This is a genomic window from Mycobacterium sp. TY814 (assembly GCF_030755175.1).
Taxonomy (GTDB): domain Bacteria; phylum Actinomycetota; class Actinomycetes; order Mycobacteriales; family Mycobacteriaceae; genus Mycobacterium.
The window spans coordinates 2653234-2670437 of the sequence record NZ_JAUFRY010000001.1; the positions used below are offsets into that span (position 1 = coordinate 2653234).

Below are 17204 nucleotides of genomic sequence, written 5' to 3' on the forward strand. Positions count from 1 at the left end.
CTCAGACCTCCACCGGGATCTTGTTCCAGCCCCATTGGAAGCTGGACGGCAGCCGGGTGGCCCGATCACCGTCGATACTGAATTCCGGCACCCGGCGCAGCCATTCCTCCACCAACACAGCGACTTCCAGTCTGGCCAGATGGTAGCCGATGCAGAAGTGCTGGCCCCGGCCGAACGCGAGGGACCGCTTGATCGGCCGGTCCCAGATGAATTCGTCGGGCTCAGGATATTCGCGTTCGTCGCGGTTCGCCGAGGCCAGCAGTGTGATCACCCGCTGGCCGGGGTTGATCGTCTGCCCGTGGAGGGTGAAGGCTTTGCGGGCGGTTCGGGCGAACCACTGGGCCGGCGCGCAGTACCGGATCATCTCCTCGCGCGCGATCGGTACGGTGGCGGCCGGGTCGGCGCGCACCGCTTTCATCTGCGCGGGTCGCCGGCTGAGCTCCCACAGGCCGTGTGCCACGATCTTCGGCACGGTTTCGGTTCCGCCGATGAAGATGCACAGCATCTGGGTGGCGACCTCGACGTCGGTGAGCGCGCTGCCGTCGGGCAGGTGATAGCCGAGCAGTCCGTCGACCACCGGCAGGTCGCCGGCTTCGCCGTCGCGGCGACGTTGCACCACCGGCACCAGGAATTGCAGATAGTTCGGCCTGGACTCGGCAGTGTCGACACCCTCGCCGGGCTCGGCCAGGCTGCCCGCGTTGACCGCCGCCAACACCTGGGGCGCGAGATCCGTTGACAGTCCCAACAGTTCGCACACCATCGAGGCCGCCACGATGCCACCGTAGTCCTGGGTGAGGTCGAAAGAACCCTGCGCCAACAGCAGGTCGAGTCGTTCGTTGGCCAGTTCGCGGATCCGTGACCGCAGTGCCGTGACGGACCTGGGCCGCAGCGGCTGGGAGTGTGCGCGGCGGATCTCACCGTAGAGGTCCGTGTCGAACACCGCATGGAACGGCAGTGGATGCAACGGCGGGTCGGCGACCGGGCCGTTATTGTGCTGCGCCAGAACCGATGCCGGCGGCAGGGTTCCCTCCGAGGCGACGAAGGTGCCGTCGCTGACTTCCAGTATCTGCCAGATGTCTTCGAACCTCGAGACGGCGAAGGTATCCCACTGCGGCATGTAGTACACCGGGTACTCATCGCGCAGGATGCGGTAGTAGGGAAGCGGATTCGCCATCACGTCCGCGTCGAATGGATCGTAGGAGAAGTCCTGCGTCACTGCAGTGGCGACGGCGGTAGAGCCTGCAGAATGGAGTCTTCCCAACCGTCGCGCAGCGCCGGCGCGACGCTCATCCAGGTGACGATTTCCGCGGGTGGGCTGTCCTTCCAAGACGGATAGTGATTCGCGAAGCACTCCCAGCCGCCTTCGAGTGCCCAATAGTGGATGACCTCGTTGAAGCGGAAGGTGGTGGTGAAGGACCCGAGCCAGTGTTTACCGGTGCGCTCCGACCAGGGCACGTAGAGCCGTTCCAGCTCGCGGATGTAGTCGTCCTGCCGACCTGGCTTGGTTTGCATGATCTCCTGAATCACCAGGGACGCATCGAAATTGGCTTCTCGCAGCGCGGCCAGGCTCCTGTTGCTGGGTCCGGCGTACATGATCCGGCCCTCCCCCGAGGCGCCCATGTCGCTCAGATACGCGGACCATTTGCCGGCGGTCGCCTCGTGACTTCCACCGCGGGCCTGCGCGGCGCCGATCCTGGCGTAGTCCGCGAATGCGTCGATCTCCCAGATGATGGTCACCTGCGGCCAGTGACCGTTGTACGGGGTGGTTTCCCAGATCGAGTACAACCGGGCGCCGAGTTCTTCCATCATCGGCTGATAGGTGTCGACAAACACTTCGGTGAAGTCCCCGCCGCGCCCGGACCCCAGGTTGATCGTTTCGTGCAGATACAGCAGCGTGTGGCGATGGTACTTCTTCATGCTGTTGGGCTAGCCCAGCCAAGCCGAGTCGGTCACCAGGGTTTCAGTGGAATCTATTGACTCATAGGACATTCCGACCGCACGAAGCGCCTGGGCCTTGAACGCCCGGGCTGCGGCGGTCAGCGTGTAGCGGGTCCTGGTGAGGCCGCGGTCCGCACCGAGAGGCCAGCCTTCGCCCCACAGCGCGACTTCAGTCAACCGGCTGGCTACCGCCTTGCGCACCAGCGCGCGAACGCGCTCGTCGGCCGCGAATGCCTTCACGCTGACGGCCAGGCCCTGGCCCATCGGTCCGGATACGTCGAAGTCCGCGTCCAGCACCCGAAGTCCCAGCACTCGCAGCGGGCGGGTGTCGCACCCGTGCGGCAACAGCACGTTCACCTGCCAACCGGCCATCACCCGGTCATACAGCCAGCCGCCGGCGCCGTGAACGACGTCGTCGGTGCCGACGGCGATGACGTCGAGGCGGTGACGCAGCACCTGGCCGTCGGGCCGGGCCCGTTGGGTCGTGCCCCTACCCGGATGAATATCGAACGTTGGAGTAACCATCGATCCGTTCCTAATGCCACGCCCCCCGCAAATGGCGTGGCTCGTCGCGCTTGCCATGGGCCGTCACCAAGCGTGACATTTTGGCTTAGTTTTGTAAAGCTTCGCTGCGCGTTCAGGGCCGCCGGCGGGCGTCGAGTTCGGCCAGAACCTCATCGGTGTGCTGGCCGAGTTGCGGTGCCACAGAACGCGGTGAACTGGGCGTTCCGTGGAAATCGGCAGGGGTGGCCACCATCGGTACGATCGCGTCTCCGTCCGGCACATCGACGATGCCGCCAGCGGCGTGGAATTGTTCGTCGGCCACGATGTCCTCGAGCGTGTTGATCGGCGACCAGAAGAAATCCGGTTCGGCGGCGAACAGGTCCGCCCATTCGTCCAGCGACTTGGTCGCGAAGATCTCATCCAGTGCGGCGATCAGCTGGACCGCGTTCGCCGCGCGCCCGCGCGCGTCGGCATAGCGCGGGTCGCTCAGCCAGTCGGTGCGACCCACCACCCGGCAGAGGGCCGGCCAGTGGCGGTTCACTTCCAGTCCGACGATCCAGAACCGTCGGCCGTCGCCGGCGGCATAGTTGTTCATGCACGGGTTGGCCATGCTGGCGCGTTCCCCGATCGCGATCGGCTGTCCGGTGAGCAGGTAGGTGTTCAGATCGAAGCTCACCGTGTAGGCACCCTGGCGGTAGAGCGACGTTGACACCAGTTGCCCGGCACCGGTGCGCTCGCGGGCCAGCAGTGCCGCACAGACGGCGCCGGCCAGGGTCATGCCCGCGGAGTGATCGCCCATGCCGCCGCGCTGGAACGGCGGTGTGTCACCGGGCCGGGTGAGCAGATGGGCGATCCCGCCCCGCGACCAGAACGCCGCGACGTCGTAGGCGGCGCGGTCGGCATCCGGCCCGGTTTCGCCGTACCCGGTGATCAGGCCGTACACCAGGCGGGGGTGATCGGCGGCGAGCGTGTGGTAATCCAGTCCCAGCCTTTTCAGCGCGCCGGGCCGCACATTGGTGATGAAAACATCTGCGTCCGAGAGCAATTCGAGCGCCGTGCGCCGGCCGCTGTCGGTGGTCAGGTCCAGCACCACGCTGCGCTTGGACCGGTTGTCCATCTCGAACGGCGGGTTCACCCCGAGGTCGCAGCCCAGCATCCGGCCGAACATCCGGCCGGGGTCTCCCGTCGGCGGTTCGATCTTGATGACATCGGCGCCCCAGTCGGCGAGGATTGCGGCCGCCGCCGGCCCGGCAACCCAGACTCCGAGTTCGACGACCTTGATGCCCTGCACTGGTCCCGCCATGACTGGGACCTTAATCACCCCGCATTCATCACCAATTGCCCGAGGCTCAGGATGCCCGAGTTGGCGGTCCCCGTGTTGAACATGCCCGAGTTGAACCCGCTCAGCACGCCTGCCGGGAACGGGCCCACGGCGCCGGTGACAGCGGTGTTGAAGAAGCCCGAGCTGACGCCCGATGACTGCAGCGCCGCGACGATCGTGTTGAAGAAGCCGGATACTCCGTGACCGGCGTCCCCGCCGTTGTTGCCGAACCCCGAGATTCCGGCACCGGTGTTGCCGAACCCTGAGTTGGCGACGGCGCCGATGCCGACGTCACCCGCATCGGTGTCGATACCGAAGCCGGTGTTCACATTGCCTGCATTCCCGAAGCCGGTGTTGACGTGGCCGGAATTGCCGAAGCCCGTATTGGTCTCACCCGAGTTCCAGAACCCCGTGTTGAGGTTGTTGCCGTTCCAGCCGCCGGTATTGATCGAGCCCGCGTTACCCCAGCCGGTGTTGAGCAGACCCGAATTGAAGAACCCGACGTTGCCCGCGCCGGCGTTGCCGAAGCCGAGACTGCCGGTCCCTGAGTTTCCGAATCCGAAGCTGTTGATCTGGCCCGGATAAACGGTATTGGTGCCCGAGCTGAAGATCCCGATGTTGCCGCTACCGGAATTGAAGAAGCCGATGTTGTGGTCACCCGAATTGAACAGGCCGATGTTGCCGTTGGCGAACAGCCCGGCCAGGTCGATGCCCACCCGGCCGTTGCCGACCAGTCCGATCCCGATGTTGCCATTGCCACTGTTGCCGAAGCCGAAGTTTCCGACGCCGGTGTTTCCGGCTCCCACGTTGCCGTTGCCGGTGTTCCCGCCGCCGATGTTTCCGTTACCGAGATTCCCCAGACCGACATTGTCGCTACCGGTGTTACCCATGCCCACGTTGTTGTTGCCGGCGGTCGTTTGAAAAGTGAAGAGGTTCGGATTGGACAGGTCGGTGGGGCCGCCGTTGCCGAAGCCGATGTTCCCGTTGCCGAAATTGCCGAAGCCGATGTTCTTGTTGCCGTTGTTGCCGCCACCGACGTTGAAGCTGCCATTGTTGCCGCCGCCGATGTTGTAGTTGCCCGACTGTGGCGGCACCAGTTCGGTGTTGTCGGTGCCGCTGTTGCCGATGCCGATGTTTCCGGTGCCGGTGTTGCCGTGTCCTATGTTCGCGTTGCCCCTGTTGCCGATCCCCAGGCTGGGCAGGTTCTGCAGGAACCGTTGCAGATCAATGGGCAACTGCGCCGCCGCGGCCGATGCGCCTGCGTAATAGCCCGTCATCGCTTCGACGTCCGCGGCCCACATCTGCTCGTAACGCCCTTCGGCGGCCATGATCGCCGGCGCGTTGAGCCCAAGCCAGTTGGACCTGATCAGCTGGACGAAAGAATTTCGGTTGGCCGCCACTGCCAGCGGATGGATTGTCGCGGCCCGGGCGGCCTCGAACACATCGGCCACCGCCCTGGCCTGTTCGGCCGCACCTGCCGCCTGGGCGCATGCCGTCCTCAAGAAATCCGCATAGGGCGCGGCCGCCGCGGTCATCGCTGCCGCTGCCGCTCCCCGCCAGGAGCTACCGGTCAGGTCGGCGGTCACCGTCGAGAAGGACGATGCCGCCGTTCCCAACTCCGTTGCCAGACCGTCCCAAGCCGCCGCCGCATTCAGCATCGGCGCCGACCCCGCGCCGCTGAACATCAGCAGAGAATTGATTTCCGGCGGAAAGGTAACGAAGTTTGCCACGATTGACCCCCTTGTCAGGCGGAACTCTCGAGTACCCGCAGAGGACGGTACGCCTGCGCCCGCGTCAATAAAGCCTTTTCGTACGAAAGGCTAGGCAGCGTGCAGGTCGATCACGGTGATGCCGAGGGCGTCCTCCATTTCGCTGATATGGGTGACGGTGTAGATCGGTGGGGCGGTGGATCGGTAGCGCGCTTTGGTGGGGGTTTGGTGTTCGGTGGTGTGGTGGCCGTTGTGGTGGTGGGCGGTGACGGTCCAGCCGGGTGTTTCTTTGGTGTAGTTGCAGCGTTCGCAGAGGCCTTGTCCGTTGGTGGCGGTGGTGGGTCCGCCGTGTTTGACCGGTTGGATGTGGTCGCGGTGGCGGATGGGGGCATCGCAGTAGGGGGTGCGGCAGGTTTGGTCGCGCAGGTTGATGAAGGCGGCCAGGGCGCGGGGGAAGGCTCGGGCGCGCGATTCCATGGCTACCAGGGCACCGGTTTGGGGGTTGGCGTAGAGGCGGCGCAGGGTGGCCAGTGCGTGGTGATCGGCCAGCGCGGCGTTGAGCCATGTGCGGGCCACCTCCGCGGGGATGGGGCCGTAGCCTTCGAGCAGGGCGGCGTCGTTGGCGCCGCCGAGCAGGGCCCGGTCGGAGATGACGACGTTGAGGGCGATCGGTGCGGGGGTGGTGGCGGGGGTGGCGGTGAGGCGTTCGAAGGCGGTGTCGGCCATGACTTGGCCGCGGGTGCGGTGGTCGACGGTGGTGTCGGCGGCGCGGCGTAGTGCGGCGTAGATCCCGACTCCCTGGGCCACGGGCAGCAGGATGCTGACCCAGGTCATGGTGTCGGGGGCGGGGCGGATGGTGACGGTGCGGTCCTGGGGGGCTTTGGCGGCGCGCTCGACGACGGCGCGGGCGTCGCGGCGGTAGGCGATTGTTTTGGCTGCGGCGATGATCCGTTTGTCCCCGAGGCCGTGCAGTGCGGTGGTGTCGGCGCACAGTTCGCGGTCCAGTGCGCGGCGGTCTTCGACGTCCAGGCAGGCCGATTCGCGCACGATGAGGGTGGCCCGCCATTCCGAGAGCACCCCGTGTTCCAGTGCGGCCAGGGTGTGGGGCATCTCGTGGACGAGGGCTTTGGCGAACCCGAGGTGCCGTCCCCCGCGGGCCGGGGAGTCGTGGCGGGCCAGCGCGACTTCGCTGGCCACTCCGCGGCCCCGCTGGGCCGCGGGGACCCCGGCGGCGGATTCTGCGGCGCGCCGGGCGGTGTCCAGGGCGGCGGCGGCGCGGGCCTGTCCGGCGGCGGCGGCGGATTTGAGTTGCTCCAGCGCCTCGATGCGCGCGACGAGTTCGGCTTCGGTGGCACCGGGGTCCACCTGCGAGAACTGCGCGAAGTCGAACACATGTTCGATAGTACCACGATGCGGGGATCTCCGCCGTACCCTTGCAGAATGAGCCTGGTAGCCGGTCGCGGCCCACTCAGCGGCGACCCCGCCGGCCGATTCGCCCCTCCCATCCCGCACGACGTCGTCTACATCGAGCCACATCCGCGTCGGGTTCAGGCCCTGCACAACGGACGGATCGTCATCGATACCGAGAGCGCACTGATGGTGCACCGGCGCAGCCACCCGCTCAGTTATGTCTTCCCCGAAGGCGTAATCACCGGCCTCCCAACCGAACCCGAGCCGGAAGCGCCGGGATACGTCCACGTGCCCTGGACCGCGGTCGACGCCTGGTTCGAGGAGGGACGCAAACTCGTGCATTACCCGCCCAACCCGTATCACCGTGTCGACTGCCGGCCGACGCGCCGAAGGCTGCGAGTATCGCTTCACGGCACACTGCTGGTCGACACCGACGACACCACAATCGTCTTCGAAACCGCGCTCGAGCCAAGGCTTTACGTGGCTCCCCACCATGTGCGTACCGAGCTGCTACGCCGAACCGACACGTCGACGTACTGCAACTACAAGGGGTACGCGACGTATTGGGCGGCACTCGACGGCGACGAGGACATTGCCTGGACCTACGCCGAACCGTATCCCGAAAGCCAGCCAATAGCAGAGCATTTCAGCTTCGACCACGCCAAAGTTCAGGTCGAGGCCGAACTCCCGTAGGCCGGGCGGCCCAGCCGCAGTTCGTGCTGGGCGATCATGTTGCGGAAGACCTCCAGCGAACCGCCGTAAATGCCCATCGGCAGCGCCAACCGGAAAAGGTGCTCGGCCGAGCCGTCGTCGGCGGATCCCTCGGTATCCGTCGGCAACGCCGCCGCCGGCCCCAGCATGTCCATCAGGTCCGCCGAGATGTCGCGCATGGTCTGGCCGATCGCGACCCGTCCGAACATCCCAGGGCTGGACAACGCCGCTTCCGTCCGCGCGAAACTGCGCCCCAGGCGATACAACACCGACGAGTCGTCCACGTCCGCGACAGCGGCCACCCGGTCGACCGCTTCGGCCATCAACACGCCGTGACCCGCCATCGCCGCGACGTCCTGCAGCCCCTCGGCATCGGGTTCGGTCAACCCGTGCTCGGAATCCAATGCGGCACGCATCACCGTCCATCCGCCGTTGACCTCACCGATCCGGTACAGGTCTTCGACGCGCACGTTGCTGTAGAAAACGATATTCGTGCGGTCACCGTCGAGGGTACGAATGCCCTGAATCTCGATGCCCGGTGAATCCAGCGGCACCAGAAACATCGTCAGGTTCCGATGTTTCGGTCCCTGCGGATCGGTGTTGGTCAGCAGGAAGACGTACTTCGCGTTCTGCGCGTTCGAGGTGAAAATCTTGGAGCCGTTAATGATCCAGCCGTCTGCGTCCCGTACCGCACGGGTCTTGCAGGTCGCGACGTCTGAGCCGCCTTCGGGTTCGGTGTAGCCGAGAGATAACCGCACCTCCCCGGACAGCACGCCCGGCAGCACCATCTCCACGAGCTCGGGCACCGCGAACTGCTGCACGAGATGCGCGACGACGGACGTCGTGCCCCAGTGATACCAGGGGGTATGAGCCCGCGCGATCTCCAGGTTGAAGATGCGACGACGGACGGCGCTGAACCCGCCGTCCGCTTCCGGCTTCCAGTCCGACGCCAGGAAGCCGGCTTCGCCCAGCGCCAAATGCACGCGCTCGTCGAAGTTTTCACCCAAGTCGCGATTTCGCCGGCGCACCTCGTCGGTCACGTGCTCCGTGATGAACGCGCGCATCCGGTCATAGAAAGCCCGGTCGTCGTCCGACAACGGCACGACAGAGAAGTCCATTCAGATCACGTCGATCACCAGAGAACGGAACCGGTCCATCGTTTCCAGCGCATGCGCCAGGCTGTCACCGGGCAGATGCGCGGATACCCACGTAACGCCCAGTGCGGCAAGCTCTTCCAGACCATCCAGGTAGGCGTCGGCGTTGAAGTCGTCGCCGGCCGGATTGCCGCCCGCGAAGTTGCTGAAGGTGATGTCGACCGTCGACCAATCCTTACCCACCGCGTCGCAGCGCCTGCGGAGATCGCCGATTCCGGCGGCCAGTGACTCCATCGAGTCGATGACGGCGGTGCCGGCGGTACGCGCCAGTCCGGCGGGGGCCGGGAAGGGACACCAGCCGTCTCCGTATTGCGCAACCCGTTGGCGGGCCGTTCCGGTATTGCCGCCGATCCAGATCGGCGGATGCGGCCGGCTCACCGGCAACGGGTGGGCGGTGATCCCGCGCGCGGTGAAATGCTGCCCCTCGAAGGAGATGTCGTCGGACGTCCAGATGGCCCGGATTGCCTGCAGCGATTCCTCGAACAACTCGGCACGCTTGTCATAGTCCACGCCCAGAGCGGCGAATTCCCGCCGCAGATAACCCACGCCCACCGCAAGGGTGAACCGGCCATCGGACAGCAGATCCAGCGTCGCTCCGGATTTGGCCACCACGAACGGGTTTCGGTAGGGCAGCACCACGATGTTCGGAATAAGACGCAACGTGGAGGTTCGTGCTGCCGCAAAGCCAAGAGCCACAAACGGATCCAGTGCGTCGTGGCCGCCCGCCTCCAGCCAGCGCTGGGAAGGGGCCGGATGGTCGGTGAACCCGAACCCGTGGAACCCGGCCTTCTCCGCCGCCGCCGCCACCGTTGCGATGCCGTCTCCGCTGACCAGCTCCGGGTTGTACGGATGGCTGTGCATCGGATGAGTGATGGTGAAACGCACGGGAATTAGAACCGGGCCGCAGCGTTGATCGAGGTGTCACTGGTGCGCAGCGGGCGGATCAGCGCCTCCTGGGCGAAGGAACACAGCAGGTCGCCGTCTTCGGTATGCACGGTGCCGCGCACGTACGACATTCCCGCACCGACCTGCGTGCTCTCGTGGCTGTAGAGCAGCCAGTCGTCCCAGCGCACCGGCTCGTGGAACGACACGAAGATCGACATCGGCGCGGTCGACACCGTGAGGTGCGCTTGGGCAGTGCCGATACCGGGATGCGCCCGCATGGTGGTCGAAATGCCCAGGTGGCCGGTGAAATACGCGAGCAGTGCCTTCGCCAGATCGTCTCGCTCCGGGATGGGATCGTAGTGCAGCCATGCGTACAGTTCCGGCGGACCGACCTCGTCCGGGCTGTTCACATCGACCACGTCGACCAGGCGCAGTTCCCGACCGGCCATCGGCATCTCGACAACGTTGGCTTCTGCCGGCGACGCGACGTCAGGACGGGTCAGGTGATGACGGATGACGTCATCCGTCGGAACGTCGGTCAGCACCGTGACGCTCACACATCGCCTGCCGCCCTGCAACACCGAGATGATCGCCGTTGCGGTGGAGCGGCCTTCGTTGAGCACATCGAGGAGGAGTTCGATGGGCGGCCCCACCATCACCGCGCGGGCGAACACCGCGTGCGCCGAGCGCACGGACTTGCCCTCAAATCGCTTCGCGGCGGCCACAATCGCCTGAGCGACCACCTGCGTACCCTCCACCACCTGCCGGCCGTCCTGCCCGGCCAGCCCGGTGTCGGCGGTGAACCGATCTGGGCCCTCGGGCCGCACCTCGAAGAGATCCAGCAGGCTCTCCACCGACCACTGGACCTGTTCAGACTCTGTCGTCAACGCGCTCACCCCTTGTTCCGGCAGCTCACGGCTCAGCGTGACATTTCGTGCAAAATTTGTAAAGCTCGTACCGAGCCATGCCCGCGTTGACAGCGACGCCTGTGGTGCATGACACTTTGGCAGTGATTTGTAAAGGCTCGCTGGCGCCGACCCCGCTCGCCGACGGCTTTTGCTTCGGTGAGGGCCCGCGCTGGTTCGAGGGCCTGCTGTGGTTCTCCGACATGCTCGGCGAAGCCGTGCACACCTGCAACTTGCGCGGCTCGCTCACCACGCTGCCACTGCCGGGTCATACACCGTCAGGACTGGGTTTCCGTCCCGACGGATCGCTGCTCATCGTGTCCACCGAGGACAAGAAGGTGCTCCGGTACGACGGCGAGACCGTGGAGCCCGTTGCCGACCTGTCCGCCCTCGCACCCGCGAGCCTCGGCGACATGGTGATCGACAACCTCGGACGCGCCTACATCGGGTCCCAGGCGTTCGAGGGCGGCACCGTCATCCGGCTGGACACCGACAACAACGCGACCGTGGTGGCGACCGACCTCGACTTCCCCAACGGCATGGTCATCTCGCCGGGCGGCGATACCCTGATCGTCGCCGAGTCCACCGGCCGCCGACTCACCGCGTACACCGTCGACAAGGACGGCGGGCTCGCCGGCCGGCGCGTCTTCGCCGACGGCCTGGACGGCCCGCCCGACGGCATCGCGCTCGACGCCGAGGGCGGGGTGTGGGCGGCGATGACCCTGGCCCACCAGTTCGAGCGAATCACCGAGGGCGGCGACGTGACCGACCGGATAGACCTGGGCGACCGGGCAGCCATCGCCTGCACGCTCGGCGGTCCGGAGCGGCGCACCCTGTTTCTGCTGTCGAGCACCGATGCTTATCCCAAGCGACTGGTAGGCACCCGCTCGGCCAGGCTGGACGCGGTGCGGGTGGACATTCCGGGCGCCGGCCTGCCCTGACCGGAAAGGGGGATGATGACCGACTCGTACTACGAGCTGATCCAGGATATTCCAGACGCCGACGCGCAGGGCGAGAAATTCCGCGCCACCGACCTGGCCCGCGGCACCTGGTCGTCCTCGATCCAGCACGGTGCGCCGGTGTCGGCGTTGCTGACGCGTGCGCTGGAACGTTGTGAGCGGCGCGACGACACCCGGCTGAGCCGCGTGGTGATCGACCTGCTCGGCGCGGTCCCGGTGGAAGGGGACCTGTGGGTCCGTTCGAAGCTCGAACGCAGCGGCAGGCAGATCGAGTTGGTCACCGCCGAGATGCTGGCACTGGGACCCGACGGTGAACCGCGACCGGTGGCCCGGGCCAGTGGATGGCGGCTGCAGCACGTCGACACCGCGGCGGTCGCCCATGCGCCGATGCCGGCGCTACGCCCCCTGTCGGAGGCGCGGGACCGCAACCTGAAGGCAAGGAACTGGGACCGCAACTACGTCCACAGCCTGGAGTGGCTGTGGTTGACCGTTCCGATGACGCCGGGCCCGGGTGAATCGTGGATCAGGCCCGTCGCGGACCTGGTCGCCGGTGAAACCATGACGCCGCTGGAGCGCTTGTTCGCGGTGGCCGATTGCGCCAACGGCATCGGCAGCAAGCTGGACATCACCAAGTTCACCTTCGTCAACACCGATCTGGCCGTGCACGTCTTCCGGGTTCCCGACGGTGACTGGATCGGCATCCGTGCGGAAACCAGCTACGGCCCGGACGGCATCGGCACCACAATCGGAACACTGTTCGACCAGCAGGGTGCGGTCGGCGCCATCCAGCAGTCGGTGCTGGTGCGGCCCCGGCCGCCCAAGCGGAACCCGTTGGGAGAGAACGAGTCATGAGCCAGCCGTCGCCGGTGAGCGAAAGCATGGAGAACGACACCTCGACCCGCCAGCGGATCCTGGCCGCCACCGCGGAAGTACTGGCCCGCAGCGGCAAGACCAAACTCAGCCTGTCCGAGGTCTCAGCGCAGGCCGGGGTATCGCGCCCCACGCTCTACCGCTGGTTCGCCTCCAAGGAAGAGCTGATGTCGGCGTTCTCCAAATACGAGCGCGAGAATTTCGAGAAGGGGCTGGCGAAGGCGACGGCCGGGCTCAAGGGCGTCGAAAGGCTGGACGCGGCTTTGCGATTCATCGTCGACTATCAGTACTCGTACTCGGGCGTGCGCATGGTCGACATCGAGCCCGAGCATGTCCTGCCGCAGATGTCCGGCGTCATCCCGGAGATGCGGGAAGGGCTGCAACGTCTTCTGCCCGGGCCCAACGCCGCGGTGAAGGCCGCCACCGCGATCCGAATCGCCATCTCGCACTACGTCGTTCGCAGCGACGATGCCGACCAGTTCCTGGCCCAGCTGCGCCACGCCGTCGGCATCAAAGGAACTACCGACTGAACAGCACCGCCGCGTTGAGGTAGCCGGTCGGGTCCAGCGCCGCCTTCACGGCGCGCATCGCGGCGACATCGGCCTCCTGCCGGGACATCCCCAGGTAGGGCCTCTTCACTGTGCCGACACCGTGCTCAGAACTGACGTTGCCGCCGCAGCCGGAGATCAGCTCCATCATCTCGGCATACAGCGCCGGCTCGTGCTCCGCCGGGAAGCGCAGCACGTTCAGGTGCAGATTGCCCTCCCCCACATGGCCGAACAACACCGGCAGGGCCTCGGGCACGCGGTCACCGATCAACGTCACCGCGTCGCGGGCAAACCCGTCGACGGCCGGCAAGGGCAGCGACACATCGAATTTCAACGGCGGCCCGTACACGCCGAGCACCTCGTTCAGCGACTCACGCAGCCGCCACAACCGTTGTTGCGCAACAGTATCCACGCCAACCGCCGGTTCACCGCACATCTGCACACCATCCAGCAGCCCCGCCAGTCGCTGCGTCTGGTCGTGGTCCGCCGCCAGCTCCACCAGGAGCAGCCAGTCGCCGGCGACCGGCGCCCCGACCCCCAGCTGATCGCGCGTCAGCGCCGCGCCCCGGCCGTCGATCAACTCCAGCGCTGCGATCCCGTCCACTTCGGCGAACGCCCGGCCCGCCTCGACCAACGCCCCGAGCTCGGCGAACCCGCAGACCGCCGTCACCCGGTGCGACGGCGTCGGGTGCAGCCGCAGGTCCAGCGCGGTGATGACGCCCAGAGTGCCCTCGGCGCCGACGAACAGCGACGGCAGATCGTAGCCGGTGTTGTCGCTGCGCACCCGGCTGTGCCGGCGCAGCACCGAGCCGTCGGGCAGTGCCACGTCCAGGCCGATGACCTGCTCCCCCATGTTCCCGTACCGGACGGTGCGCAGGCCGCCGGCGTTGGTGGAGGCCATGCCGCCGATAGTCGCGCTGTCGCGGGCGGCCAGGTCGACGCCGAACACCAGGCCCGCCGCCGCGGCGACACCCTGCACCGTCGCCAGCGTGGCCCCGGCGCCGGCCGACACCCGGCGCTCGACCGCATCGACTTCGCCGACAGCACAGAGCCTTTCGGTGGACAGCAGCACGTCGTCGTGCTCTGGCACCGTGCCGGCCACCAGCGAGGTGCGACCGCCCTGGACCGTGACGTGCGCGCCGGCATCGCGGCACACCCGGAGCACCGCGGCGACCTCGTCTGCCGATCCCGGACGGACCAGCGCGCTGGCCTTGCCGCGATACCGGCCGGTGTGGTCGACGCTGCGGCCCGCCAGGACGTCGGGGTCGGTGACGACCTGATTCGAGCCCACCACCTCGGTCAGGAGGACGGTCAGGCTCGACGGCATGCTCAGAACTGCTTGTGCGGAACGTCGGTCACCAGACCGCCGTCCATGATGAACTCGCTGCCGGTGGCGTAGGACGCTTCGTCGCTGGCGAGGAACACGACGAACGTCGCGACTTCGCGCGCCTCGGCCGGCCGGCCCAACGGAATGGTGACCATGTCCTCGGGCAGGTGCGCGGTCATCGGGGTGCGGATGAAGCCGGGGTGCACCGAATTCACCCGGATGTTCAACGGCGCCAGTTCCAGGGCTGCGGATTTGGTGATACCGCGCACCGCCCACTTCGACGCGACGTAGGGATGCACCATTGGCGCGCCGCGGATCCCTTCGATCGAAGAGATGTTGATGATGGAACCGCCGCCGGCCTCGGTCATCGGGTCGACCACCGAACGCATGCCCAGGAAGGTGCCGGTCAGGTTGACGTCGAGCACCTGCTGCCACTTGTCCATCCGGAATTCGCGCAGCGGCCCGGCCGCGACGATGCCGGCGTTGTTGACCAGCACGTCGAGCTTGCCGAACTCACCGACAGCAGTGGCGACCGCGGCTTCCCACTGGTCGAGTTGCGTCACGTCGAGATGGACATAGCGTGCCGCATCACCCAATTCAGAGGCCAGCGCTTTGCCCTCGTCGTCGCGGATGTCACCGATCACCACCTTGGCGCCTTCGGTGACCAGCAGCCGCGCATCCTCGGCGCCCATTCCCCGGGCCCCGCCGCTGATCAGCGCGACCTTGCCTTCGACCCGTCCCGGTCGTTCCATCGCAGCCGGTTCCTTTCCCTAGACCACTAGTTGGGTGTGAAGAGTCCTTTTCCGGTGACTAACGGCAGGTCCAGCGTGCTCCTGATGCCGGGCGGCGCCGCGATCACATCCGGAATGGAATTGACGATGCGGCCGGCGGCACCGGCGATCGCCGCATGGTTGTGATCACCCTTGCGGCTGGTGGGCACAATGTCCACGGCGTAAGACGGCTCCCCGGTGATCTCCACCCGGTAGGAACCGGTTCCCGCCGCGGGCTGACGCAGGTCGGGGCGCAGATCGGGACGCAAACGGGTGATGTGCTCGATGACGATCGCCGGGCGGCCGTTGACCATCCCACGGATCTCGAACTGCAGCACGGCCAGGGTGCCCTTCGCCACGCGCCCGACCGCGATGTCGAAGTCTTCGGGAGCGGGCTCACGCTGGTAAGACTCGGTGATCTCGTCGACCTCGATGCCCAGGCCGGCCGCCAGCTGACGGATCGCCGTCCCCCACGCGATACTCAGCACACCCGGCTGCAGCAACATCGGAATCTCGTCCAGCGGACGGGCGAACCCCATGTAGTGCATGACCTCGGCGCCGTTGTAACTCGCGTAATCGTGTATCTCCATGCACCGCACCGCTTCGATGCGCTGGCAGGTGCCGGCGAGCGCGAAGGGGATCAGGTCGTTGATGAAACCGGGGTCGACGCCGGTGATAAAGATGCTCGAATTCCCTTGCTGTGCAGCAGCTTCCACGCGCCCGATGTACTTCTCCGGTATCACGCCCCACGGATACTGCAACAGCCCCGGCGAGGAACCCACGACATTGACACCGGCGGCCAGGATCCGCATCACGTCGGCCATGGCGTCGGGCAACCGGGTGTCGCCCATCGCGCAGTAGACGATGCAGTCGGACTGCTCGGCGAGCAGCGCGTCGAGGTTGTTCACGGCCAGCACGCCGGTCTCGACGCCCGCGTCCAGACCGACCCCGCACAATTCGCCGGCGTCGCGTCCCACCTTCTCCGGCGTGGACACGCACACTCCGGTGAGTTCGAATGCCGGGTTGGTGATGAGCTGGGCCAGAGCGAGGCCGCCGACATTTCCGGTGCCCACATGGGCGACGCGAATCGCCATGAGTGTCCTCCGTCCCCACAACGCTGTAGCTTTTCTAGACAGTAGTCCATAATTTTTCGGGCCTTTCGGCGGCACTATTGTTGCGCTATGCCGCCGCGCGAAGACGTCTCGTTCACCTCCGGCTCAGACCGGATCAGCGCCTGGCTGTACCGACCCGAGATCCCGGGCCCGGTGCCACTGCTGGTGATGGCACACGGCCTGGGCGCGGTGCGCACGATGCGACTCGACGCGTACGCCGAGCGGTTCGCCGCGGCCGGTTACGCCTGCCTGGTCTTCGACTACCGCAACTTCGGCGACAGCGAAGGCCGGCCGCGCCAGCTCCTCGACGTCAACCTGCAGCTCGCCGACTGGGCGGCGGCCGTCGACTTCGCGCACACCCTGCCCGGAATAGATCCGGATCGAATTGCGCTGTGGGGCACATCTTTCGGGGGCGGCCACGTCATCGCGTCAGCGGCCCGGCTGCCCGGTGTCGCCGCGGCGGTGGCACAGTGCCCGTTCACCGACGGCCTGGCGTCCATCAAAGCGATCAACCCCGTGACCGCCGCCCGGGTCACCGCGCTGGCGATACGCGACCTGCTCGGTGCCCGCCGGGGCAAGCCTCCGGTCATGATTCCGACCGCAGGCATGCCGGGCGAGGTCGCCGTGATGACCGCCCCCGATGCCTATTCGGGCTACCTGAGACTGGTGCCCGAGGGCGTGGAGTTGCGCAACGAGATCGCCGCCCGCATCGGGTTGAAGGTGCTTTTCTACCGGCCCGGCCGCAGCGCCGCCAAAATTCCGTGTCCAATCCTGTTCTGCGTGTGCCAAACCGATTCGGTCGCACCGGCGGGGCCGACGCTGCGTTATGCCGCCAGGGCACCGCGCGGCGAAGTCAAGATCTACCCCGAAGGCCATTTCGCCATCTATGTCGACGATGCATTCGAGCGCGTGATCGCCGACCAGATCGCCTTTCTCGACAAACACCTGCAAACCGTCGGCAATTAACTGCCGAAACGCCGGAATTCCCGCGCGCACAGTTCTACTCTCTGGTTCATACCTAACCCGCAGTTGCGGGTAGTGCGCGCCGGGCCGGGACGGGGACCGGTCAATGGGAAGGACG

General features: G+C 66.6%; 17 protein-coding genes. 5 read left to right on the plus strand and 12 right to left on the minus strand.

All coding sequences use genetic code 11. The features are described from left to right. Position 1: 1 nt before the first annotated feature. The 6 genes from QXH22_RS11650 to QXH22_RS11675 form a co-directional block, all read right to left on the minus strand. Positions 2-1174, minus strand: coding sequence for a cytochrome P450 (locus QXH22_RS11650; protein WP_306276021.1), 1173 nt, complete (start codon positions 1172-1174; stop codon positions 2-4). Between the two features lie 38 nt (positions 1175-1212). After that, positions 1213-1917, minus strand: a complete 705-nt coding sequence (locus tag QXH22_RS11655) for an NIPSNAP family protein (RefSeq protein ID WP_306275635.1) — start codon at positions 1915-1917, stop codon at positions 1213-1215. A 9-nt stretch (positions 1918-1926) separates the two neighbouring features. Next, on the minus strand, positions 1927-2463 hold the full coding sequence (locus QXH22_RS11660; protein WP_306243266.1) for a hypothetical protein: 537 nt from the start codon (positions 2461-2463) through the stop codon (positions 1927-1929). A 112-nt stretch (positions 2464-2575) separates the two neighbouring features. Beyond that, complete coding sequence (locus QXH22_RS11665) at positions 2576-3745, minus strand: CaiB/BaiF CoA-transferase family protein (RefSeq protein WP_306243268.1); 1170 nt, start codon at positions 3743-3745, stop codon at positions 2576-2578. Positions 3746-3759: 14 nt separating this feature from the next. Continuing rightward, entirely contained in the window at positions 3760-5493 is a 1734-nt protein-coding gene (locus tag QXH22_RS11670; protein ID WP_306275636.1) for a PPE family protein, read from the minus strand. 90 nt (positions 5494-5583) lie between these two features. Beyond that, complete coding sequence (locus QXH22_RS11675) at positions 5584-6864, minus strand: HNH endonuclease signature motif containing protein (protein WP_306275637.1); 1281 nt, start codon at positions 6862-6864, stop codon at positions 5584-5586. 48 nt (positions 6865-6912) lie between these two features. Between QXH22_RS11675 and QXH22_RS11680 the strand changes: the two genes are divergently transcribed. Continuing rightward, positions 6913-7575 carry a DUF427 domain-containing protein gene (locus QXH22_RS11680; protein ID WP_306243278.1) on the plus strand — a complete coding sequence of 221 codons (663 nt, stop codon included), beginning with the start codon at positions 6913-6915 and terminating at the stop codon, positions 7573-7575. Here QXH22_RS11680 and QXH22_RS11685 read toward each other — a convergent pair. The 3 genes from QXH22_RS11685 to QXH22_RS11695 are packed head-to-tail and all read right to left on the minus strand — an operon-like array spanning position 7551 to position 10528. After that, a complete protein-coding gene (locus QXH22_RS11685) occupies positions 7551-8711 on the minus strand; it encodes an acyl-CoA dehydrogenase family protein (protein WP_306275638.1) in 1161 nt (386 codons plus the stop codon). The genes QXH22_RS11680 and QXH22_RS11685 overlap by 25 nt on opposite strands. Further along, positions 8712-9632 (minus strand): LLM class F420-dependent oxidoreductase, encoded by a 921-nt coding sequence (locus QXH22_RS11690; protein WP_306243280.1) that lies wholly within the window; start codon positions 9630-9632, stop codon positions 8712-8714. A 5-nt stretch (positions 9633-9637) separates the two neighbouring features. Further along, positions 9638-10528: an acyl-CoA thioesterase II gene (locus tag QXH22_RS11695; RefSeq protein ID WP_306243282.1), complete on the minus strand. Its 891-nt coding sequence runs from the start codon at positions 10526-10528 to the stop codon at positions 9638-9640. A 131-nt stretch (positions 10529-10659) separates the two neighbouring features. On the opposite strand from QXH22_RS11695, the gene QXH22_RS11700 reads away from it, so the two are divergent. From QXH22_RS11700 to QXH22_RS11710, 3 genes are read left to right on the plus strand one after another with little or no spacing between them, the layout of a single operon-like run. Further along, positions 10660-11478, plus strand: a complete 819-nt coding sequence (locus QXH22_RS11700; RefSeq protein ID WP_306244506.1) for an SMP-30/gluconolactonase/LRE family protein — start codon at positions 10660-10662, stop codon at positions 11476-11478. 15 nt (positions 11479-11493) lie between these two features. Further along, positions 11494-12348, plus strand: coding sequence for a thioesterase family protein (locus QXH22_RS11705; protein WP_306243284.1), 855 nt, complete (start codon positions 11494-11496; stop codon positions 12346-12348). After that, positions 12345-12896, plus strand: coding sequence for a TetR/AcrR family transcriptional regulator (locus QXH22_RS11710; protein WP_306243286.1), 552 nt, complete (start codon positions 12345-12347; stop codon positions 12894-12896). Before QXH22_RS11705 ends, QXH22_RS11710 begins: the two co-directional genes overlap by 4 nt. Here the strand turns inward: QXH22_RS11710 and QXH22_RS11715 are convergent. From QXH22_RS11715 to QXH22_RS11725, 3 genes are read right to left on the minus strand one after another with little or no spacing between them, the layout of a single operon-like run. Next, a complete protein-coding gene (locus QXH22_RS11715) occupies positions 12886-14241 on the minus strand; it encodes an FAD-binding oxidoreductase (RefSeq protein ID WP_306243288.1) in 1356 nt (451 codons plus the stop codon). The genes QXH22_RS11710 and QXH22_RS11715 overlap by 11 nt on opposite strands. Before the next feature lie 2 nt (positions 14242-14243). Beyond that, positions 14244-14993 carry a glucose 1-dehydrogenase gene (locus QXH22_RS11720; protein ID WP_306243290.1) on the minus strand — a complete coding sequence of 250 codons (750 nt, stop codon included), beginning with the start codon at positions 14991-14993 and terminating at the stop codon, positions 14244-14246. Positions 14994-15019: 26 nt separating this feature from the next. Further along, the gene (locus QXH22_RS11725) at positions 15020-16105 is read right to left on the minus strand and encodes a diacylglycerol kinase (protein ID WP_306243292.1); all 1086 of its coding nucleotides are present in this window, start codon (positions 16103-16105) and stop codon (positions 15020-15022) included. Positions 16106-16192: 87 nt separating this feature from the next. Between QXH22_RS11725 and QXH22_RS11730 the strand changes: the two genes are divergently transcribed. Continuing rightward, entirely contained in the window at positions 16193-17089 is an 897-nt protein-coding gene (locus tag QXH22_RS11730) for an alpha/beta hydrolase (RefSeq protein WP_306243294.1), read from the plus strand. Positions 17090-17204: the final 115 nt, after the last annotated feature.